Origin of the sequence: Acinetobacter sp. YH12249, assembly GCF_013417475.1 — a bacterium.
Lineage (GTDB): Bacteria > Pseudomonadota > Gammaproteobacteria > Pseudomonadales > Moraxellaceae > Acinetobacter.
On the sequence record NZ_VPDX01000003.1, the window covers coordinates 1 to 22,793 of the forward strand.

Here is a 22,793-nt window from a genome sequence, read left to right on the forward strand (position 1 = left end):
GAGTTTCGCTCAACATTTAGGAAAAACAGGTTGGACAGTTCAACGTTTACTCAGAATAATTCAAGTGAATTTGTTTGAAAGAAAAACTTTAAAAGCTTTATTTTCACCCGATAAAATACCCATAAAATAAGAGGAAGCTCATTTGAGCTTCCTCTTGTGAAAAATTGTGGGACAGCAATGGCTTAAGCTCTCTTTTTTTTATGAGGTTTTAGTCGTAGCTGTATTTTCTTTTCTTGCCTGAATGATATTAAAGCCAATTGCAATAATCACCATGATGGTGCCGATAATATCGGTCATGGTCTCAGGCACAATCATCATGAGAGCGCCAACCCCTAGGAAGATGCGCCAGAACCAATTCATCGCGGTTTTAAAGTAGCCTTCTACTGCAGCGCCAAGTGCCAGAATGCCGACAATGGATGTTACGGTAATGCTTAAAATGACATTCCATGCCGGTAAGCCAAATTCTTTGGCATTCACGGCAATATCTGTTGTATCAATCATTAGCATCGCCGGGTTATAGACAAACAGGAAGGGCACAATAAATCCGGCTAGGGATAGGCGCAAGGCCAGGAATCCAGTCCGCATTGGGTCACCCCCGGCAATCCCCGCACCAGCAAAGGCGGCTAAGGCGACGGGAGGGGTAATATTGGCAAACAGGCCAAAATAGAATACGAACATATGCGCGACTAGGATTGGAATATCAAAGTTGGCCAAAGCCGGAGCAGCCATCGTCGCGGTAATGATATAGGCTGGAATCGATGGCAGGCCCATACCCAAAATCATCGATGCAATCATGGTGAAGAACAGGGTGAGGAACAGACTGCCAGCACCAATACTCATGATTGAAGAAGTCATGACAGAACCAAAGCTAGTCAAACTCACCACACCAATAATGATACCCACGACCGCACAGGCCGCCATCACGGAAAGTGACTGCTTGGCGCCATCAGCTAAAGCCTCCAGAATTTCCTTAGGTCCCATACGGGTGGATTTTCTGAATGCTGCCACCACAATGGTCAACAAAATTGTATAAACAGCGGCATAACTCACTGGAATCGACTGGAATAAAAAGAATACCAAAGCAACGATTGGAAATAATAAATGTCCTCGTTCTTTCAGGACTTCTTTGACTCGTGGTAGGTCAGCTTTGGGAACGCCTTTCAGGTGATCTCGGCCAGCTCTGAAATGGACTTGTGCCATCACACCGAGATAATACAGCAGGGCAGGTAATACCGCAGCTAAGGCAATCGTGCCATAACTGACACCCGTGGTTTCTGCCATGATGAAGGCACTGGCACCCATTACTGGCGGCAAGATCTGCCCGCCGACAGAAGCACTGGCTTCCACTGCACCGGCAAAGTTTTTGTGATAGCCAATTTTCTTCATTAAAGGAATGGTAAATGAACCTGTTCCTACGACATTGGCAACCGCCGTCCCGTTGATACTGCCCATAAAACCGCTGGAAATCACCGCGACCTTGGCTGGTCCACCTTGCTTATGTCCCGCAAGTGCCATGGCGAGATCATTAAATAATTTTCCCATTCCTGATTTCGCCAGAAAGGCACCAAACAGGATAAACAGGAAAATAAAGGTGACTGAAGCACCAATGGCTGAAGAATATAAACCTTCAGTCTTCAGATACATTTGTCCGAAAATATCACTGAATGTATAGGGGCGAGTGAGCAAGCGATCCGGCATCCATTCAAAATGACTGACAAATGGATAGCTTAAGAAAATCAGTCCTAAGATCGGCAACATCCAGCCCATTACCCTTCGAGCAGCCTCAACCACCAATACTACTGTCATAATCGAGAAGACAATGTCCAGCGTATTGGGAATGCCTCCCCGAGTGGTCATAATCGCTTGATACTCTTTAAACAAATAAAAGAAAGAAACAAAAGAGGCAATGACCCAAATCCAGTCCGTCCATGCTACCTTTTGCCGGCTACTGGCCTGACGTGCTGGATACAACAAGAAAATCAGCGCCAGACCAATGGATACATGGGCTGCACGTTGAATCAGTTCTGGCAAGGGATTAAAAGTAATATAAAGATGAAATAACGAATAGGATATTGCCAAGGCAGCAATAAACCAGCGAACCGATTTGTTGATCGGATTGCGAGTGACAGATTCACGGTCAAATTTTTCTAATAATTCTTGTTGCTGTTGATCATCCAGTGCTTCGGTCACATTTCTTGTTTCTTGTGGATTCATAGGCAATCATTTAAACCTCTTTTTTTCCATGGGCTGTCTTTTTTTATAGAAAGTTGTACCGTGCTGTAGTCGGGAAAATCCTGATAAATATTCCAGATCCGATCAGCACTCTCAATTTGTCCCTGCATTCTGCGTGAAATGACCCAGTTGAGTTCTTTCATCTCTCGGTTGATTTGCATATGGATGTTGCCATCATCCTGTCGAGTAATAGTACCTTGATCAGGTGTACCCGCACCAAATGAAATGAACTGAGTGTCTGTCAGAATGAAATGGTCCTTGTCTAGAAGATAACGTTCTTTCCACTGTGTTCTTTCTACCGAATGCATCCAGCTGAGCTGAAAAGATTTCTGGTCAATTTTGCACTGAAAATTTTGCTCTTTCACTTCCACAAAAATATACGGAAATGTCATCCAAACATAGGTAATAAAAAAAGCAGCCAAACTAAAAAGTGCAGCAATCGCTGCACCTTGTATCCATTTCATCAGTTCGCTTTATTCTCATCATAGAATTTTTGCGCGCCCGGATGCAGTTGAGCAACCAGACCTTTTTGTGCACCTTCTAAAGTGATTTCTTTAGCAGCCTGATGTGAATTGGCGAGTTGATCCAAGCTGGAGAAGAACGTCTTGGTTAGCTTATATACATCATCTGTAGAGAGATCAGAACGAACCACCAGCGCATTCATGATCGCAGCTGTAGGAATATCTTCAGCATTGCCATAGGTCCCTTTAGGAATGGTCATTGGCAGGAAATACGCCTGATCTTTGGCAATCGCTTTCACTTTATCTGGATTAATACTCACCAGTTGTAGATCAAAGCCCTGTTGCAGCTCCATCAGTGAAGAGTTTGGAAGACCACTGGTCAGGAAGGCTGCATCCAGTTTACCGCCTTTCAAGGCATCAGCTGCTTCGGCATAACCTAAGTAATCTACTTTGACATCCTTATAAGTGATACCAAAACCGTTCAATAGAGTACGGGCATTCACTTCTACACCTGAATTCTGGGCGCCCACTGCAATACGTTTGCCTTTGAGATCTTCAATATTTTTGATACCAGAACGTTTTGAAGTGACAATCTGTACATAGTTTGGATAAAGCGCAGCGATCTGCTGCACGTTGTCAATTTTAGAACTAAAACTGCCTTGACCATTAATTGCTTCAGTTAAGCTGTCGCTCATGACAAAGGCCATTTCAACTTTGTTCTGTTTTAATAAATTTAGATTTTCGACAGAAGCCCCTGTGGTCTGGGTTTTGGAACTTACGCCGTAGGTCTTGTTATAGATTTCAGCCAATCCTGTTCCGATGACATTATAAGGGCCTGAGGCACCGCCTGTCGCAATATTGACAAATCGGGTTTGCAGTTTATCTGCAGCTACGCTCTCGCCAGATGCAGCCTGATTATCTGATTTATTTTGTGCATTATCATTCGAGCAGGCAACTACGCCTGATAACGCTAAGCTCATGACTGAAAGTTTGATCCATTTATTCATATATGACTCCTGATATTATTCTGTAGTTCTTAAAATATAATTAAAACAACAATATACTAAACCGTCTGGATGTTAAAAAATGTGAATTATCAATTGTTGTCCTTGTACAATTTAACAGCAATTATTTTGTCTGAATACCTTTAATAACATTTTTTTCGAAATTTTGCTTTATCAATATGTTGAACAAATTGAGCAAGATAGACATCTTAAATGGAGAGTGAAAATTTAATCATTAGGAGTTAGGTAAAAGTTGCTCCCATCACCAAATCTTTCTCTAGAAGTGTCCAAAGTTCATACGTAAGAGCAGGGATTTTTAGTTGGCTAAAATTCAATCAAAGGTTACCAGAAATAATCATTTCAAAGTTTTGGATGATTTTTCTTTCATGTTGTAGAGACTAGTATTTCAGGAATTTTAAGTCCGAATACTCTATTGAAACTTCTACTTTTATAGCAATTTTATGATGAGCTTATAGCTTTATAAATTGACAAAATTGACTGAAATAAAATTTTCTTTTATTTTTATATAATTATATGAAAATAAATAAAAAAATAAAATATAATTTTTTTTAATATGTTCTCTTACAATTATTTTTTTGTAGATTTGACCGGATTATTTTATGCTTAATACCTAAGAGCGAGGTCAAACTATGATTTCATGGTTATTTATTGGTTTAGTGGCAGCCATTCTATTAACACCGGGCCCAACCAATACTTTATTGGCATCGTCAGGTATTCAAGTTGGATTTAGAAAAACTTTTCGCCTTATTCCTGCAGAAGCTTTCGGCTATCTCATCGCAATTACATTCTGGGGCTTTTTGATTGGTAAAATCTCGATCTATTTACCGGAATTACCTCATATTCTCAAACTCTGTAGTGCTGCTTATATTCTATTTTTAGCTTTAAAATTATGGCGTACTGCAGAACTTGGTGAAAATTTTCAATGTATTTCGATTCGGGCACGGGAACTATTTTTGGCGACTTTGCTGAATCCTAAGGCATTATTATTTGCTTCGGCTATTTTCCCGGTCATGGTGTGGAAAAGCAGTCAATATTATGTGACTTATATGCTGGCATTCTTGGCATTACTTATTCCTATCGCATTTTTCTGGACCTTTTTAGGTAGCTTATTGGCCAGAAAAAACAATCGCTGGCTGAATCAAAAGAACTTACAAAAGACCGCTTCCATTATTTTAATGAGCTTTTCTGTACCTTTATCCTATTCAGCACTCCTCAGTCTTTAAACCTGAAAAAGCAGCTAAATTTCCTGAAATTTAGCTGTCAGAATTTCGCTTATTTTCATTAGTGTCAATTTCAGTTAAAGTACGTCGCAATTACTTATTTTTAAGATTTTTGGATTATATCAATGGCAATTAAGTCTGATCGTTGGATTCGCGAAATGAGCGAAAAACACGGCATGATTGAACCGTATGCAGAAAACCAGATTCGTCTGGATGAAAATGGTCAAAAGCTGATTTCTTATGGTGTTTCAAGCTATGGCTATGACGTGCGATGTGCGCGTGAGTTTAAAGTATTCACCAATGTTCACTCTGCAATTGTCGATCCGAAAAACTTTGACGAAAAAAGCTTTATCGATATTGAATCGGATGTTTGTATCATTCCACCCAACTCATTTGCTTTAGCGCGTACAGTAGAATACTTCCGTATTCCACGAAATGTACTGACCGTTTGCTTGGGTAAATCGACTTATGCACGTTGCGGCATTATCGTGAATGTGACTCCACTTGAACCTGAGTGGGAAGGTCATGTCACGCTGGAGTTTTCAAATACAACTAACCTGCCTGCACGTATTTATGCGGGTGAGGGTGTGGCTCAAATGCTGTTCTTCGAATCAGACGAAGTTTGTGAAACCTCCTATAAAGATCGTGGTGGTAAATACCAAGGGCAGACAGGCGTTACTTTGCCTAAAGCTTAATAGTTTTAAAGCATTGAATAAGCGAGGCTAATGCCTCGCTTATTTTTTTTGCTGTTTCATTCATCGGAAACTCGGGGTTTTTGGTCTTTTGGCTTTGGTAATCCTGCTAAAAATAAGCATAATGAAGAATGAATATATAAAAAAGATGTGCCAAGCATCATAAAAATCAAAAATTGAAGGCTGGGAAGCTGAAGGATAAAGATGCGGAGCATCAGATAAGAAGGATAGGTCGAGATGGCTCAAATAAAAGCTAAATTTCAATTTCGTAAAAGCTTTTTGGCAATGATGATCGGTTTAGGATTATTGCCATCTGCACATGCAATGCAGGAATTAACTGATTCTTCTCTTTCTGATACTACCGGTGAAGGTGTTGCCCTGGTACTTGATGACTTTAAAATGGTTTTTCAGGCACCGAATGATGCTTCCAGTGGTTCAAGCTATGCACGAGGTATTGCCAATCCAGGTCAGGCAGACACTGGCTTTATTCGTATTATTCCGACTGGAGAGAACTATGCTCAGTTAGGTGAGCGTGCCTATAACAAAGTCTATGATCGAGTGTATGCAAGTAGCTATTTAAATGGTATCAGTGCAAATGCCAATCTTTATCAAACGACTTATGACAATAGTGTTAGTACCTATAAAACTCAAAACTATAATGCGACTTTAACTGCAATCCGTAATGAAATTGGTGCAAGTGCGCGTAGTGGTATTGTGGAAGAATATCGTAATTCGACATTAATGCAGCAATATTATCAGCAGCGTTATGAGGATTATTATGACGGTACAATTATTACAGGATTAAAAAGTGACGGAACAACATCTCATACTTTAACTGCATGGCAAAAAGATAAATCTGTCGAATATGCATTAAAAAATACCTATGAAATGATCGAATTGTTATATGGAAACAAGGTAACCACTCCATTAAATAATACTTGGACTCAACAAGCGGGTACCCGAACCAATGCTATTGATTCAAGAGTTACTACAGTTGTAGAGAATGCGACACAAGAAAAATTAGCAATTGAAGCTGATAGGTATGCACTGATTCAGGCAAAAAATGCAGTGACTGCTATGGAGCAGGCGGTTAAAGCGAGCGCAACAACAGCGGCCAAAGAAGCTGCAATGGGTGCCTCAGTCAGTACGCTACGTACGAAGGCTGATGTATTTATCTATGGTTTAGCTTTATCAAAAAGTGATAATTCACTCAGTAGCCGCTATAGCAATCAGGGGTTTAATTGGGGAACAGCCAGCAATCCTTGGTTATTTCATGCCGGAGCCGAAACAGTAAAACAGTTTACGGATACGGGAAAAGAAGTGGGCTATCTAGCTTTAGAAGCACCTCTTGCAACAGTTGCTGCAAATGAAGCAGATAATAATATTAAGCTTGGTTTCTGGACTGATATTTTCTCACGTTCTTTAAATTCAAGTAATACCGTAGATTATGCTACTGGAGCACCTACTTCAGGCTTAGATATTTCTGAACGTTTTCGTGCACAGTTTATTGCTAATGGCTTGAGCATGAACGGTTCGCAAGTCCGATTATTTCAAACCCTTACATCGCCTGATCTTGCATATAGTCAAACCTTGGGCCTGGCGAGTCTGATCCGACTCAATACTAATGATGATCCCTCTACTTTGACCAGTGATTCAAACAATTTGAACAGTAAAGGGATTCGTATTAGTAGTGCAGCAAAAGAGAATAATCTTGATGGAGATGGTCCGACTCCTGCTTTAAATGGCTCTGCAGCTCCTATATTTCATGATACCGAGGGATTGTATTTATATAGCCCGAATATCAATTTGGTACTAGGAAGTATGTATCAGCCTTTTGTTGTGGGTTCGGAAGGAAATAATATTATTTTGGAAGTGACACGTATTCCTAAAATTCCAGATATTTACAACCGGATTTATCAGCGTTATCCAGATGGAAAAGGTGGCTTTTTAGGATCAGAAGCACTTTTAGGCTCTACATGTAATGTATATACGTGTGGTACTGAAATTAAAGCTCAAGCTTCAGATAGCATTGCCTTGTATCAAGGACGCGATGCAACTCACAGTAGTATCGCCATTGGTTCTGTTGAACGTATTGCCAATACTAATATGCTGAAGGCAAAAGATGATAATAATGCTACTGGTGTGGTATTTAGGGGGGCTACTGATAACTCAATGAGGAATTTTGGTTCAGCAGTGATTGATGGTGTGTTGATTCAACATCTAAAAATAAAAACTACAGGTCTATAAAGGAATAGGGCAATGTTGAAAAAGTTAATGCTTGCTACAGTTCTTGGGATTTCTTTTGCGACACAAGCCGGCTTGGTCAGTCTTGATCCGCAGCAAATGACAGCGGAAACGGGTCAAGGCGGAGCAGATTTAAGCTGGACCTTGTCACTCAACCATCAATACGCTACTGATTTAACGAAATCTCAAATTTCTGAAACGGTCGCTAATAAGTTAGAGGTGTATTACAAGCCAACAACAGATTGTGGAATTAACACCTTGTTTTGTCGCTTGGCTATTTCTCCGAACAATCATGTTGATGCTCAAGGCAATAAAAAATGGCTGGTATTTAAAGGCATACAAGGCACCCTGCAAATTGATAAGTTTTCTATCGATGGCACTACAATTACTAATGTGGCAGGCGATCCTCAAACAGCCATGAAAATCACTTTTTATGATGATAAACCTTTAAAAATCAGAAACTTGGGTTTTAATACTTTGGCTATTGAAACCGGAACCGGTGAGGGCGATAAAGAAGGCTATGCCAATTCAGAGAAGTATACGACCTTCACCAATCGTGTTTATAAAGCGGACGGTACATATACCACTGCCTCAGCAGATGTTCCAGAATTTGACCGGGGGCGTGAGAAGGGGTTTATGGGTCTCAATATGCACGGCAACATGCACATGTCAGGAAACTTAAAAATATTTGGCTTTAACTGCTCAGCTGGGAGTGCACAAAGCCGTTGCTAACTGCATGGATGCAGTATAGGGATGAAAGAATGAAAAAAATAAAATCACAAATTAAATTATTAACGGCATGTGTCTGTTTAGCACAGCATAGTTATGCACTAGAGCTGATTGAAGAACAAGAATTGGGTCATATCACTGGTCAAGACGGTATTACGATTACACACGAGGTATCAAAAGTAGAAGTTGAACAGCTCAATTGGTATGACCCGAATGCTGATGTAAATACCAAGATGGGACTGGGATTGCATAAAGTAGAAATCTTAGGCAAAGATCAAAATGCGATTTTAAGCCAGCTTAAGTTTGATGTCGGTGCGACCGATGCTGGTGCAGGGATCCGCCTAGAAGCAAGCGTAGCTCCCTTTAGTGCCAATGCAGATTTTAAACTTGTGAGTAAGGATTGTGTTGGAACAAGCTGTGTCGAAAACAATCAAAATTTGGGCAAATTAGGTCTTGCGATTGATAGTCCATTTAAAATGGTGCTTCATACGACAGCAGGTTTATTCAATAAGAATGAAACAGCTACTATCGATTTCAATTTGCAAGATGCCACGATCAAACATACTTTAGGTACAAATAGCTTAGTTCTAGATAACTTTAATTTTAACTTCGCTGGTACGGGCTATATGTATATAGACCCGATACAAGGCGTCGTACTCGCCAGTAAAAGTGGCACACAAGACCATCTAATTAATTTAAAACCAGTGGCTGTAGGAACAACTGGTGCGCAAACAGCTGGATTAAACTTTGATTTACGCTATCAGAATGGAGATGGCGATTTAAAAAATATCATGCGCTATGGTATTTCGGGTGCAGTGAGTAATGCACGTTTGTCGTTAGGTGCTGATCAGTCAAAACTGAACTCTTTTGATATAAGTAATAAAGTTGGTGGTGTGCTGACGCGACAAGATCGCAGTGTTTCAAGCTATAACGCAGGTGAAGGCGGCTTGCATCTTGGTTTATCAGCTGATTTTACCAATCAGGAAGTGGCAGCAGCACAGGGTTTAAAACCAACGACTTTGGAAATTGGTCATACGGGTAAAGGAAGCTATGCAGTTCAGTTTAATGAATTACGTTCATTAACTGGAAAAAATAATGCATATATCGATTTTGGCGATATTTATATCAATACAATTCAGGCGCAGAGCCTAGAATTTTTAGTTAATGACAATATTAAGTCAACACTTAGACAAAGTAATCCGATTTTGCAGCAAACTTTAAGCAGTACGTCTGCTAATCAGGATTTTGCACTAATCGCCATACGGGGTATGGATTTCCAGTCGATTGCAGCCAAAGCAAATTTTATTTCTAATGATACTGGTATTATTTCCGGGAATAGTGGTTCTTGGGGAATTGGTATTCCAATTTACAACCTGAATGCCAATGTTGCTTTGTCGGGTACAAAATATGACGGTGACAAGAATGGTATTGCCTATAACGTGATGGCATCAACTGAAGGTTATGGAAAGGATGCCAAAACTGGAGCACCAAGTACAACTTCAATTCTTTTAATTGATGGTGGTGTAGAGAATGGCCATGCGCGAAACTATTATGCTGGCCTTCGAAATATTGATGCCTTTATTGAATCCAAAGGGGTGATTGGTTATGAAGATGAAGGCATCTATGTAAAAGCTGATAAATTGCTGATCGCAGCTAAAGCTGAAGTGGCAATTGGCCAATTACCGGGATCTAAATATAACTGTGTATCAGGCAATAAATGTGATCAGTTTGTTCCTGATGACAACTTTTCTAAACGCGATGATGTATTAACAACAATTGCCATGATGCTTGATGGTAGTGGTGAGTTAATGATTATTCCGGGACTGGATGTAGCAGGCGAAAATTATTTATCGCTGGATGCAAACTTTAAGTTCCGAACATTAACTTCTACAGAAAAAGGTGATGTTAATAATCTTGGTAGTTATTTTAGTCTGATTAATGAAGATGTAGATAGCACAGGTGCAGTTCATACTTCTGCGATTAACTTTAATCGTATGGAAGGGAATTTAGGATTAATCACCAAAATAGGCGTGAGTGAAGATACTGTTACTTTAGATAATCAAATTAAATTTAATAAAGATCAGAAGATTATCGAACCGTTTAGAACCAACATGGCCATGACCACAAATGGCAATATGCAGAATATAGCAACAATTGCACTCACAGGCGGAACCATGCGCAGTACGCTAGGCATTACACCGCGCTGAAATAAGGGATGATTTCATGAAAAAAATAATATTGAATAGCTTGATTGTCACTTTAATGGGCCTTACTCAACAGGCGATGGCAATGACAGCCTTAGACGATGAGGCTTTATCGGCAGTTGATGCACAGGCCTTATTAAATTTGGAAAATGCTTATGATTCATCACAAGGAATTAACTTCCATAAGCTAAGTATTGAAGCTTTAATGGAATTGAATATTAATATCAAAACTTTGCAGCTTGGTTGTGGTGGAACGAATAACAGTATTGGGAATACTAATGGTTGTGATATTGATATTTCTAACTTGGCTTTGAGTGGCTTAAATACCTCTCTTGATGATAAAGGTAACCCTGTCTTTTCAGGTGACCGTGCTAATACCAGCGCCAGTGTGAGTAATCCCTTTGTTGAGTTTGCAATTAAAAATGGCGGAAGTGCCTCTACCCGGGAAGTGGTCGGTTTCCGTCTAGGTGCAGATAAAATTGTCGGACTCTTAACCATGGGGACTGACAACGTCGAAAATCCAAATGATGGCCTCAAAAGTTTTAGTGGTTATATGAAAATGGCGCAAACCACTGGTGAGTCTGTTACAAAAGCGGGAACCTTTGGTATTGCAAATGATGAAAAAATCTCAGGGAATCTAAAGGCTTTAGGACAAACACGTACTTTTACCAGTAAGCCAGGTGCTGATGGCCATACCGGGATTACAGTGCCTTCCATGCGGGTAGACTTTACTATGCCAGAAACTGTCGTGACTGGGCAACGCTTAAAGTCAGCGACTGTAAGTAATATCCGTTCTACTATTGCTTCGATTCCATTAGCAAAGGCTTTAACGGGTTCAACTTTGCCAAGTGATGTGATTGGTACACCAGATTTTTCAAAAGATAAGCTGTATGTAGAGTTTGATCCATTAATTGGATTTCTTAATTTAGGAACACATTCTTTCTTTCAAATGGGTGCTGGTTCAAGTCTGGATAACCTGAATATGGACATCACCTTTGTTCAGGCTCTAAATATGATCCATAATATTCCATTAAATGGTACAGGCGGTTATTTGTCTTTACAGAGTCAGAATGTGCATTGGCAAGGTGCGGACGCGGCTGATATTGCCAAACCAGGTTGGTGGCTATCTTTTAAAGACCCGATTCAACTGGGTGTATTAAAAACTACAGATGAAGTTGATATTTCATTCGTGTTACCTCAGGTAGCAACTGCTATTTCTGAATTTCTTTTACGTCCTGAAAACTTGATTGATGTCAGTGTGGGCGAGGCTTTAGGGTCTCTGGCGAATGTCGCGGTGGTGCGTAAATTGAATATTGATGTGGGTAAATTTACTAATTATGTAGATGGTACTCCTGCAACTTTAACCTTAATGGACAAGCTGCTACAAAACCAGAATGTGACCTCAAACTGCTTTGGCGGGCATAAGTTCTGCTAAGTTAGAAACATAAAAAATCCCGCTCTAGGCGGGATTTTTTATTGATTCAGAAAAAAATTATTTCGCAATTTTTGCTAGTAGTTCTTCTTTTGAAAGATTTACTGATTCTGCATCACGGCGACCTTTATATTCAAAAGTACCTGCATCCAGACCTTTTTCACCAATCACAATGCGATGTGGAATACCAGTCAATTCAAGATCAGAGAATTTCACACCTGGACGCTCGTTACGGTCATCAAGCAATACGTCAAAACCAGCAGCTTGCAGTTCTGCATATAAGCTTTCAGCTGCTTCTAAAGTGCGAGGTGATTTATGCGCATTCATTGGCACAATTGCCACTTCAAATGGAGCGATCGCAGCCGGCCAGATGATGCCTTTTTCATCGTAATTCTGTTCAATTGCAGATGCTACGACACGTGTCACACCGATACCATAACAACCCATCGTTACAGTGAATGGTTTGCCATCTTCACCTAAGACTTTACAGCCTAAAGCTTCAGAGTATTTTTTGCCTAACTGGAAGATATGACCTACTTCGATACCACGTTTGATTTGAAGTGTACCTTTACCATCTGGAGAAGGATCGCCTTCAACCACATTACGCAGGTCATAAACTTCGCTAAACTGCGCATCACGTTCCCAGTTCACGCCAGTTGAGTGCTTGTCTGCTTCGTTTGCACCTGCAACAAAGTCAGACAGTACAGAAGCAGCACGGTCAACGATTACTGTTAGGCCTTTTTCTACTAAACCTTGCGGACCTACAAAACCAGCAGTCAAACCTAGTTCAGCAAGTTGAGCTTCAGTAGCAAAAGCCAAAGGCGCAGCAATTTTTGGATGCTTTTCGGCTTTAATTTCATTCAGTTCATGGTCACCACGAAGGAACAGGGCAACGACAGGAGCTGCTTTACCTTCTTCAGCTGCAACGCCTTGAACCAGTAATGCCTTTACTGAATGCGCAGGATCAGTACCAAGGAAATTTGATACATCAGCAATGGTTTTCTGATTTGGGGTATCAACCACTTTCAATTCTTGAGCCGGAGCAGCACGTTCGCCCACCAGAATCGCTTCAGCCATTTCGATGTTAGCCGCATAATCAGATTCAGTTGAGAAGGCGATATCATCTTCACCACTTGAAGCCAAGACGTGGAATTCGTGTGAACCTGAACCACCGATTGAACCGGTATCCGCTTGTACTGGACGGAAATCCAGACCTAAACGGGTAAAGATCTTGCAGTACGCTTCGTACATTTTGTCGTAAGTTTCTTGCAGAGATTCCTGATCCGCATGGAAAGAATAGGCATCTTTCATGATGAATTCACGTGAGCGCATTACGCCAAAACGAGGACGAATTTCGTCACGGAACTTGGTTTGAACCTGGTAGAAGTTTGCAGGCAGTTGTTTGTAACTTTTTAGCTCATTACGTGCCAGATCAGTGATCACTTCTTCATGTGTTGGGCCAAGCACAAAGTCATTGGTATGACGATCTTTAAAACGTAATAGTTCAGGACCGTATTGCACATAACGACCAGATTCTTCCCAAAGAGAAGCTGGTTGGGTCACAGGCATCAAGACTTCAAGTGAGCCTGCATTATTCATCTCTTCGCGAACGATCGCTGCAACTTTATTTAATACGCGAACGCCCATCGGCAGCCAGGTGTACAAACCTGAAGCCAACTTACGAATCATACCAGCACGAAGCATTAGCTGATGTGAAATAACTTCAGCATCGTTCGGGGTTTCTCTCAACGTTGCAAATAAAAAGCGACTCGCGCGCATGGAAACTGTCCTAAAAAAATTAAGCGTTAAAGCAGAGATTATACAATAAAAAATGAGGTGAACATTCTTGAATGTCACCTCATTGTGATGGTTTAAATTATGCCATGATTTTACGGGCTTGGCGCAGCATAAAATTCTTAAGGTCATCCAAGTAAGTGAAAATCACTGGAACAACCACCAAGGTCAGCAGGGTAGAAGTAATCACTCCACCGATCACGGCATGTGCCATAGGCGCACTTTGTTCACCACCTTCACCTAAGCCCAGAGCGAGCGGCACCATTCCCATGACCATGGCACTAGTGGTCATCAAAATTGGACGTAAACGGGTTTTGCCGGCATTCAGAATCGCATCATAACGGGCTTCACCCCGATCCATGGCTTTCTTGATGAAGTCGATAAGCAGAATCGCATTTTTGGTCACCAGGCCCATCAGCATAATAATACCGATAATTGAAAACAGGTTCATGGTCGAATTAAACAGGAATAGCGCCAGAAATACACCAATTAATGACAAGGGTAATGAAGCCATAATGGCAGCAGGGTGAATAAAGCTGTTGAACTGTGAACCCAATACGATATAAATAAATACAATCGACAGGGTAATCGCAGTGAGCGCATAACCTGCGGATTCTGCCATGTCTGCATTGGCGCCTTGGGTATCAAAACTATAACCCGGCGGCATGTCGAAACTATCCTGAAGTCTGCTAATGTCAGTACCGATGTCACCTGCAGGGCGTCCAGAGGTATTTGCTTCAACCAGCACCTCACGCGCCAGATCTCGACGATTAATCTGAGAAGCTCCCAGTTTTTCTTCAAAATTCGCGACGCTAGAAAGCGGGATCAAAATCGGCTGATTATTGCCATCCATTTTAGATGAAGTGATATACATATTTTGCAGATCACTTGGCAAGGTACGTCGGTCTTCGGTCAGGCGCAAATTGACATCATAGGTTTCACCTTTTTCATCCTGCCACGTGGTGACATCATCACCGGCAATCAGTGGGCGAACCACATTGGCAATTTGATTGACTGACAAACCAAGATCGCTGGCCAGAACGCGATTAATCTGTACACCTAAGGTCGGTTTTGGCTCTTTCAGTGAGGATTCAAGATCGACAATGCCATCAATTTTAGCCATCTCGACCATAAAGCGATCGGAAATCTTCTGTAGTTCATTCAAATCAGGGCCTTTGATTGAAATCATAATCGGCTTTTGGCCACCCGATACGGTTTCATCCGCGGAAGCGACTGAGGTAATGGTAATGCCGCCCACAGATTGTAAACGTTGACGGAATTCATTATTGAGATCATTCAAGCTTTTCTCGCGTTCAGTCCGCGGAGTCACAGTGACACGTAAGCTGACATGGTTTTTACCGCGATCGGTCACACCATTAATTACGCCGTAAGTTGCACGTACATCAGGATGCTGACGTACAATTTTATCGACCTGCTGCAGTTTGGCTTGTGAATATTCCAGTGAAGCATCGACTGGAGTTTCAAACTTGATCCGGATTTCACCCTTATCCGGGACAGGTACGAACTCGGTACCAATCAGTTTCGACAGGGCTAGAGCGCCAAACAAAGACGCCACTGCAATTACAATAGTAATGAATCTAAAGCGCAAAGCCAGTTTCAGCAGTTTTTCATAGACATGGCTTAAATTGTCTAATTTACCTGAAATCCAGTTAAAGAAACGTTTAATGCGCCCTGGCTTTTTATTGGGATCTTTTTTCTTTTCTGCCCAATGCGCAGATAGCATTGGATCTAGAGTGAAGCTAACAAACATGGAAATCAGAACGGCGGTACTCACCGTTACACCGAACTGATAGAAGAAACGGCCAATGATTCCGCCCATAAAGGCAACAGGCAAGAATACCGCGACAATGGTCAGTGTTGTTGCCAGAACGGCAAGGCCAATTTCTTTGGTGCCGTCCAGCGCGGCAGTGACATGGTCTTTACCCATATCGGTATGCCGTACGATATTTTCCCGTACTACAATTGCATCATCAATCAGCAAACCGATACTTAAAGACAGGGCCAATAAGGTCATCATATTGATGCTGAAACCAAAAGCCCAGATAAAGGTCAAAGTTCCGAGCAATGCAATCGGTAAAGTGAGGCCAGTAATGACCGTTGAGCGGAAAGAACCTAAAAATAATAGAACAATCAGCACAGCAAGAACCGCACCCTCAATAATGGTACGCGCAACATCACCAATGGTGCCGCGGATACTTTTTGAAGAATCCACCACAACTTTTAAGGTGGTTCCTTGTGGCAATTGGGCTTTAATGCTTTCAAGAGTTTTGTAGGTACTGTCTACTACTTCAATAACATTAGAATCAGAGCTACGCAGAATGTCGACAGCCACTGCAGCCTTGCCATCCAGAAATGCACCAGTTTCAAGTTCTGCCTGACTATCTTCAATTTCTGCGACCTGTTTCAGAAAGATCGGTGCACCATTTTTATTGGCAATGACCAGATCGCCAAAGGCGAGGGGATGCAGGACTTTGGAATTGATCTCAATCACCAGTTCCGAGTTGCCAGATTTTAATGTACCGCCCGGAACTTCGATATTTTCAGATTTCAGAGTATTAATGACGCTATCCACGCCAATGCCAAAAGCTTGTAGTTTCTGTGGTTCAACCTGAATGCGAATCTGGCGCTGTGCATCACCGAGCAGGTTGACTGTACCTACACCCGGAACAGTCCGTAGTTGTGGAACAATGCGCTGATCCAGATAGGAGCTTAGTGCTTTTAAACCCATATTGTCGGACTCAAATACGATCGACATGATTGCATTGGCAGTCGGATCATAACGCTCGACGACTGGCTCCTGAATTTCATCACGGAATTCAGCGGTGACTGAAGCAATTTTGTCACGGACATCCTGTGCTGCCGTGGTTGAAGGCACTTCCAGATTGAATTCAGCCGTGATCATCGACAGGCCTTCACTGGATTGTGAAATTACCTGTTTTAAACCGGAAATAGTATTGATCTGATCTTCGAGTTTTTTGGTAATTTCCGATTCAACAGTTTCTGGAGAAGCACCTGGATAATTCGTATAAATTACGACAAAGGGGAAATCGACATCCGGAAATTCTTCCACACCCATGCGCTGCCAGGAAGCCAGTCCAAGTACCATCAAACAGAACATCATCATAATAGTGAAGACGGGATACTTCACACTAATTCGGGTAAACCACATATTAATGATCCTGTCTGATTAGTTGGAACGCACTGTCACTGGCTTGTTGAGATCTGCCTCGGTAAATGGAATGCGACTGACCTGATCACCTGTTTCCAGACCCTGGATCACTGCAGTATTCTGGTTATAGCGCTGTTCCAGAACCTGAACATTCACTTTAATAATTTTGTTCTGGCGAATAACCCAGACATAAGGTTTATTCTGGATATCCTGAATGGTATCGAGGGGAATAATCTGACCAGAAACTTGTTGAGAACTCAGAATATTGCCTTCAACAAAAGAGCCAATACTTAAAGAGGGAATACTTTCATTTGGTCTGGCGAAGAATTCAATCTGGCGACTAGCCTGATCAGCAATTGGAGATACCCGGCTAATAGCAGCGGTAAATGTGTTTGGATTGCCCTGAATCTGGTATTCAATTTTGCTACCTAAACGCAGACTGGACTGCATCTCACTCGGGACACGGGCCTGAATTTCCAGTTGATTTGGATTTACGATTTCAAACAGGGTTTGTCCGATCGCCACGGTTTGACCGGGCTCAACCTGACGCTGGGTGATCACGCCACTAATCGGGCTGGTGATAATGCCATCACGATCGGCTTTTACGGCAATATCGACATTGGCTTGCTGTACGCGGACATTTTCAACCTGGGCCTGATAGTCAACCTGACTTTGCTCATATTCAACTTTAGAAATAAAGCCTTGGTCGAGCAGGCGCTTTTTGCGCTGCATCATGTTACGCGCCTGATTGGCCTGTGCCTGGGTAGATGCCAGATTGGCACGGGCCTGAGCCAGACGTGCGGCATTGTCCTGATTATTTAAGCGAACCAGTACCTGACCTTTAGCTACATTGTCACCGACCTGAGCATTAACACTGGTGGCAGTGGCCGAAACCTGCGCTTGAATACTGCTTTGGTTGACTGCGCGAATAGTACCGGTAAATGCGGATTTCTGGATTGAAGTACCTGTTTTTACAGCTGCCAGATCCTGAAGAATTAGTTCAATTGTTTTGGGACTTTCGGCTTGCGGTGTAGATTCATTTTTATTGCAGCCGCTTAGAAAAAGACTTAAGCAAAGTGCACTCACCATCAATACAGAGCGCGAAGAAGGGGTCTTTGAAATATGAAAATGCTGTGCAAATGGCATATTAATCCTTTTCACTTGTGGTCGTTTAAAGCAACAACAAGTTATTTGTGTTTATTCAAGTGCTTTTAAACGGGCAATAATTCTGTCGTATTCCGCTTCCATATTTCGATAGCGAGTTTGTAAAGATTGAATATTTTCTTTTTGAGAAATCAGGTTTTTCTGGTTGTTTTCAAGGTTGGCTTTCAAAGATGCCGGGGGATTATTGCCTTTACGTAAATATTCACGTTCTTGGCGTAAAAACATAACCCGGTCTTGCTGCAACTGTTTCATCTGCTCTTGCTGAAAGGCAATCTGTTTTTTAAGTTGGCTCAGACTTTCATTCTTTTTTTGTAGAGCAACATGGCTATTGGTATAGGCACGTTTCAGTTTCTGGTCTTCTGCAATGCGCTGAGCCTGCTGGGCACGTTGCGGCGCCTGTTTAATATCTTTATCGACATTATAAGGACGTGCACGTTTAATGACCTGCATATTCTGGTCAAGTGCCTCATATCCATAGCGGATATGGTTGGGGGTAACGTTAGTGCTGATATTGGCCACACCTTTATTATCATAATAGCGGTACCAGGTGGCTTTTGGTGGCTGGTTAGTTGAGGCATAAGAAATGGTGACCTGAAGAAAAAGTGTCACTGCAAATATGAATCGGCCAGTCATTTTATTTTTATCAATGAAAGCAAGTTTTTCTGAAAACTGACTCATCATTGGCTCCCCAATTGAAAGTTGACTAAATTACTTATTTTAAAGTAATAATAATGCTATATTAGACTCAAATTCACGAATTAAAAACTACCATCAGTCAAAAAAAAAGCAATGACAAAATAAAAATGTGAAATGGTTAATGAAAATCCGCCATTTATGCACACTTGTGTAGAAAATGTTCATTGATAATACAAGTGGATTTGTGTTAAAAATGTTTATCGATCGTAATAAAATAATCCTATGAGCCTTATGGCGCATCGTTTCTAAAATGGGAAGGGTCAAAATGGACGATAAATTCCAAAATCTAAAAGTTATGGTCATTGATGACTCAAAGACCATTCGTCGTACAGCAGAAACTCTTCTACAGCGCGAAGGATATGAAGTCGTGACTGCGGTAGATGGTTTTGAAGCTTTGTCAAAAATCGCAGAAGCCAATCCGGATATCGTATTTGTAGACATCATGATGCCTCGTCTAGATGGTTATCAAACTTGTGCATTGATTAAAAATTCTCAAAATTATCAGAATATTCCTGTGATTATGCTTTCGAGTAAAGATGGCTTATTTGATCAGGCCAAAGGTCGTGTTGTTGGTTCGGACGAATACTTGACTAAACCTTTCAGTAAAGATGAATTGCTTAACGCAATCCGTAACCATATTAGTGCTTAATAATTGATTTTTTAGGGGAATTGGCATGGCGCGTATCTTAATCGTAGATGACTCACCGACAGAAACATTCCGTTTTAGAGAGATTCTTTCTAAACATGGCTTTGAGGTGATTGAAGCATCCAATGGTGCAGATGGGGTAACCATGGCTCAGGCTGAGTTGCCAGATCTGGTATTGATGGATGTGGTCATGCCAGGCGTGAATGGCTTCCAGGCAACACGTCAAATTGCACGTGGTGCAACCACCAAGCATATTCCGATTGTGATTGTAAGTACCAAAGATCAGGCCACTGACCGCGTTTGGGGTAAACGTCAGGGCGCCGCAGATTATCTTACAAAACCGGTAGATGAAAAACAGTTGATTGAAGTGATTAAGCACCACCTCAACGCAGGATAAGCTCTATGGCAGCAAATGGATTTATCGAATTGCTTCGCATTGCGAAACGGGGAAATAAAAACTACGTTTCTAATGAAAATGAAGTCAACCGATGGTCAGGCATTGCTTTTGAGATGATGGGGCAATATTTTGTTGCCCCGTTGGGGGAAGTATCCGAAGTGATCTATCCTCCAAAATATACGCCAGTTCCTAATACTCAATCATGGGTTTTAGGGTTGGCCAATATTCGGGGAAGGTTATTATCAGTTTCTGATTTGACTCAATATGTATCAGGACAGAGTAGCCAGTTTTCACCGACTCAAAAAGTATTATGTATTCACCATAATGACCAATATGTCGGTTTGGTTGTTGATCAAGTTTTGGGTATACAACATTTTAATAAGAAAAGTTTTTTTTCTAAAACAACTGAATTGGATAATAACTTACAAGAATACTGTCAGGGATTTTTCCACCAGCATAACCAACAATGGCATGTGTTCTTATTCAGTCGTCTGTTGCAAAATCCAAAATTTATGAACGCATCTATAAAATTTATAAATTAAACGTCGCGCACGAAAGTAATAAAGACGTAAATCGGGGAGAGGCTGCATGGGCTTTAAACTTAAAAAGAAAAATACAGGTGAAGGTAGCCGCAAAAGTGGCAATACTTTTTTATCCAAGATTCAATCACAAACAGATCAGTTGTCACGTGTATTTGGTGATAGTGAAAAGTCTAAACCGTTTATTTATGGTGCAGCCGGCTGTCTGTTAGCAGCAACCATCACTTTATTGTATCTTTTCTACAGTGTGCCACGTGCCAACCAGCTGACACAAAGTCTGGGTGATTTACGTCTGCTTTCACAAACCATTTCTCGTCAGGCGACTGAAGCAACGGCTTCTGGTACACCTGAGGCGATGAAAAACCTGACAGATTCTCAAAAAGCTTTTGCTGAAAACCTTGAGACTGTAAAAAATATTCACTCCAATAATGAAGCGCTACAAGCAGTAGATAAACAATGGACAGAAGTGTCTTCTAGTATTGACCTGATTGCATCGCAACAAAAAATCATTAACCAGTTATATGACACCAACATCGCAATTGGTGAAGCCATCCCGGGGATTCAGGCCGAATATAACTTGATGGTCGACCAGATGGCGCGTCAAGACATGCCGTCAAACCAGGTGGTCATTGCGAAAAACCAGGTATTTATTGCGGAACGTATTTTACGTTCGATCAGCTTGGTATTGACCGGTAACGACGGTTCACGTGAATCAGCGGACGACTTCAGTGCCGATACCGAAACTTTCGGTTCATACTTAAATGCACAGTTAAACGGTTCTGCTGAACTGGGTGTACAACGTATTACTGATCCAAACCTGCGCGAGTCTCTTGAAGGCATTAAAGCAGAATATGATGATGTACTTGAATCAGCATCTGCGACAATCCTGAAAAACTCTGCGCAAATCGTAAAAGTACGTCAGGCATCTGCGTCAATTTTCTCGCAATCGGATGTCCTGCTCGATAACCTGAACAAACTATCTGGTAACTCTGGTCTGAAAACAATCGTTCCAGCAGTTCTGTTAATTCTGTTATTGATCGGCTTCCTGCTGTGTGTATTCCGTCTGTTAACCCTACGTGGTGCATCGGATAAACAGCGTGTAACCCGTCTTCAAGAAGAATATGACCGTAACCAGAATGCGATTTTACGTTTACTGGACGAGATTGCCGACCTTGCGGATGGTGACTTGCGTTCATATGCAACAGTATCGGAAGACTTTACTGGTGCGATTGCCGACTCGATTAACTTCGCGATCGACCAGTTACGTGACCTGGTATCTCGTATTACCGAAACTTCTCAGGAAGTTGCGCAATATACAGCGACAACTCAAAGCATTACCAACCAGTTAGCTGAAGCATCTGAACACCAGGCACAAGAAATTGCCGGTGCATCTGCTGCGATTAACGAAATGGCGATGTCCATTGACCAGGTATCTGCCAACGCGGAAGAATCTGCAGTCGTTGCGGAACGTTCAGTACAAATTGCTGCAAATGGTGCAGACGTTGTACACCGTTCAATTGAAGGTATGGATACGATTCGTGAACAGATTCAGGAAACGTCGAAACGTATTAAACGTCTGGGTGAATCTTCACAAGAAATTGGTAACATCGTCGCCCTGATTAACGATATTGCCGACCAAACGAACATCCTGGCTTTGAACGCAGCGATTCAGGCGTCGATGGCGGGTGAAGCTGGTCGTGGTTTCGCCGTGGTAGCGGATGAGGTCCAGCGTCTTGCGGAACGTTCTGCATCTGCAACTAAACAGATTGAAGGCCTGGTAAAAACCATTCAGACCGATACCAACGAAGCCGTAATTTCAATGGAACAAACCACAGCCGAAGTTGTACGTGGTGCGAACTTGTCTAAAGATGCCGGTGTGGCACTAGATGAGATTCAGAACGTATCGAATAACCTGGCAAAACTGATTGCAAACATTTCCGATGCTGCGAAACTTCAGTCAGCATCTGCAGGTCATATTGCGACCACGATGAATGTCGTACAGGAAATTACTTCACAAACTACGAGTGCAACCTTCGATACAGCACGTTCGGTATCTGAATTGGCGAACATGGCCGATGCATTACGTGAATCTGTATCTGACTTTAAACTACCCGAATAAAGTCAGAAA

At 41.7% G+C, this 22,793-nt stretch carries 17 protein-coding genes and 1 pseudogene; 11 read left to right on the forward strand and 7 right to left on the reverse strand.

Annotated features, from left to right (window positions below; translation table 11 throughout):
- A pseudogene (locus FTV25_RS02280) lies at positions 1–130 on the forward strand (IS4 family transposase); the annotation flags it as partial.
- 68 nt (positions 131–198) lie between these two features.
- On the opposite strand, the gene FTV25_RS02285 reads toward FTV25_RS02280, so the two are convergent.
- Genes FTV25_RS02285 through FTV25_RS02295 form a run of 3 tightly spaced genes read right to left on the reverse strand, consistent with a single transcriptional unit; the run spans position 199 to position 3,700 of the window.
- Positions 199–2,214: a TRAP transporter permease gene (locus FTV25_RS02285; protein WP_180002154.1), complete on the reverse strand. Its 2,016-nt coding sequence runs from the start codon at positions 2,212–2,214 to the stop codon at positions 199–201.
- A complete protein-coding gene (locus tag FTV25_RS02290; RefSeq protein ID WP_180002153.1) occupies positions 2,211–2,696 on the reverse strand; it encodes a DUF1850 domain-containing protein in 486 nt (161 codons plus the stop codon). Before FTV25_RS02290 ends, FTV25_RS02285 begins: the two co-directional genes overlap by 4 nt.
- Positions 2,696–3,700, reverse strand: a complete 1,005-nt coding sequence (locus FTV25_RS02295; protein ID WP_159124389.1) for a TAXI family TRAP transporter solute-binding subunit — start codon at positions 3,698–3,700, stop codon at positions 2,696–2,698. The genes FTV25_RS02290 and FTV25_RS02295 overlap by 1 nt, the downstream gene beginning before the upstream one ends.
- Before the next feature lie 647 nt (positions 3,701–4,347).
- Here FTV25_RS02295 and FTV25_RS02300 point away from each other — a divergent pair.
- The 6 genes from FTV25_RS02300 (at position 4,348) to FTV25_RS02325 (ending at position 12,242) form a co-directional block, all read left to right on the forward strand.
- Positions 4,348–4,941: a LysE family translocator gene (locus tag FTV25_RS02300; RefSeq protein WP_180002152.1), complete on the forward strand. Its 594-nt coding sequence runs from the start codon at positions 4,348–4,350 to the stop codon at positions 4,939–4,941.
- 122 nt (positions 4,942–5,063) lie between these two features.
- Positions 5,064–5,633 carry a dCTP deaminase gene (gene dcd / locus FTV25_RS02305; protein WP_004785008.1) on the forward strand — a complete coding sequence of 190 codons (570 nt, stop codon included), beginning with the start codon at positions 5,064–5,066 and terminating at the stop codon, positions 5,631–5,633.
- 234 nt (positions 5,634–5,867) lie between these two features.
- On the forward strand, positions 5,868–7,877 hold the full coding sequence (locus FTV25_RS02310; protein ID WP_180002151.1) for a hypothetical protein: 2,010 nt from the start codon (positions 5,868–5,870) through the stop codon (positions 7,875–7,877).
- Between the two features lie 12 nt (positions 7,878–7,889).
- Positions 7,890–8,606, forward strand: a complete 717-nt coding sequence (locus tag FTV25_RS02315; protein ID WP_159123364.1) for a hypothetical protein — start codon at positions 7,890–7,892, stop codon at positions 8,604–8,606.
- A 29-nt stretch (positions 8,607–8,635) separates the two neighbouring features.
- Positions 8,636–10,810, forward strand: a complete 2,175-nt coding sequence (locus FTV25_RS02320) for a DUF6160 family protein (protein ID WP_159123365.1) — start codon at positions 8,636–8,638, stop codon at positions 10,808–10,810.
- A gap of 16 nt (positions 10,811–10,826) precedes the next feature.
- A complete protein-coding gene (locus FTV25_RS02325; protein ID WP_180002150.1) occupies positions 10,827–12,242 on the forward strand; it encodes a hypothetical protein in 1,416 nt (471 codons plus the stop codon).
- Positions 12,243–12,299: 57 nt separating this feature from the next.
- Here FTV25_RS02325 and FTV25_RS02330 read toward each other — a convergent pair whose 3' ends face one another.
- The 4 genes from FTV25_RS02330 to FTV25_RS02345 all read right to left on the reverse strand — a co-directional run bounded on the left by FTV25_RS02330 (position 12,300) and on the right by FTV25_RS02345 (position 19,065).
- Positions 12,300–14,018: a proline--tRNA ligase gene (locus FTV25_RS02330; RefSeq protein ID WP_180002149.1), complete on the reverse strand. Its 1,719-nt coding sequence runs from the start codon at positions 14,016–14,018 to the stop codon at positions 12,300–12,302.
- Positions 14,019–14,115: 97 nt separating this feature from the next.
- Positions 14,116–17,223 carry an efflux RND transporter permease subunit gene (locus FTV25_RS02335; protein ID WP_180002148.1) on the reverse strand — a complete coding sequence of 1,036 codons (3,108 nt, stop codon included), beginning with the start codon at positions 17,221–17,223 and terminating at the stop codon, positions 14,116–14,118.
- Between the two features lie 18 nt (positions 17,224–17,241).
- Positions 17,242–18,369: an efflux RND transporter periplasmic adaptor subunit gene (locus tag FTV25_RS02340; protein ID WP_180002147.1), complete on the reverse strand. Its 1,128-nt coding sequence runs from the start codon at positions 18,367–18,369 to the stop codon at positions 17,242–17,244.
- Between the two features lie 51 nt (positions 18,370–18,420).
- Positions 18,421–19,065, reverse strand: a complete 645-nt coding sequence (locus tag FTV25_RS02345) for a hypothetical protein (protein WP_159123370.1) — start codon at positions 19,063–19,065, stop codon at positions 18,421–18,423.
- Between the two features lie 283 nt (positions 19,066–19,348).
- Between FTV25_RS02345 and pilG the strand changes: the two genes are divergently transcribed.
- Genes pilG through FTV25_RS02365 form a run of 4 tightly spaced genes read left to right on the forward strand, consistent with a single transcriptional unit; the run spans position 19,349 to position 22,784 of the window.
- Positions 19,349–19,732 carry a twitching motility response regulator PilG gene (pilG, locus tag FTV25_RS02350; protein ID WP_004784987.1) on the forward strand — a complete coding sequence of 128 codons (384 nt, stop codon included), beginning with the start codon at positions 19,349–19,351 and terminating at the stop codon, positions 19,730–19,732.
- 25 nt (positions 19,733–19,757) lie between these two features.
- Positions 19,758–20,126: a response regulator gene (locus tag FTV25_RS02355; RefSeq protein WP_004784985.1), complete on the forward strand. Its 369-nt coding sequence runs from the start codon at positions 19,758–19,760 to the stop codon at positions 20,124–20,126.
- Between the two features lie 5 nt (positions 20,127–20,131).
- A complete protein-coding gene (locus FTV25_RS02360; protein WP_159123371.1) occupies positions 20,132–20,668 on the forward strand; it encodes a chemotaxis protein CheW in 537 nt (178 codons plus the stop codon).
- A gap of 46 nt (positions 20,669–20,714) precedes the next feature.
- Positions 20,715–22,784 (forward strand): methyl-accepting chemotaxis protein, encoded by a 2,070-nt coding sequence (locus FTV25_RS02365; RefSeq protein ID WP_159123372.1) that lies wholly within the window; start codon positions 20,715–20,717, stop codon positions 22,782–22,784.
- Positions 22,785–22,793 lie beyond the last annotated feature (9 nt).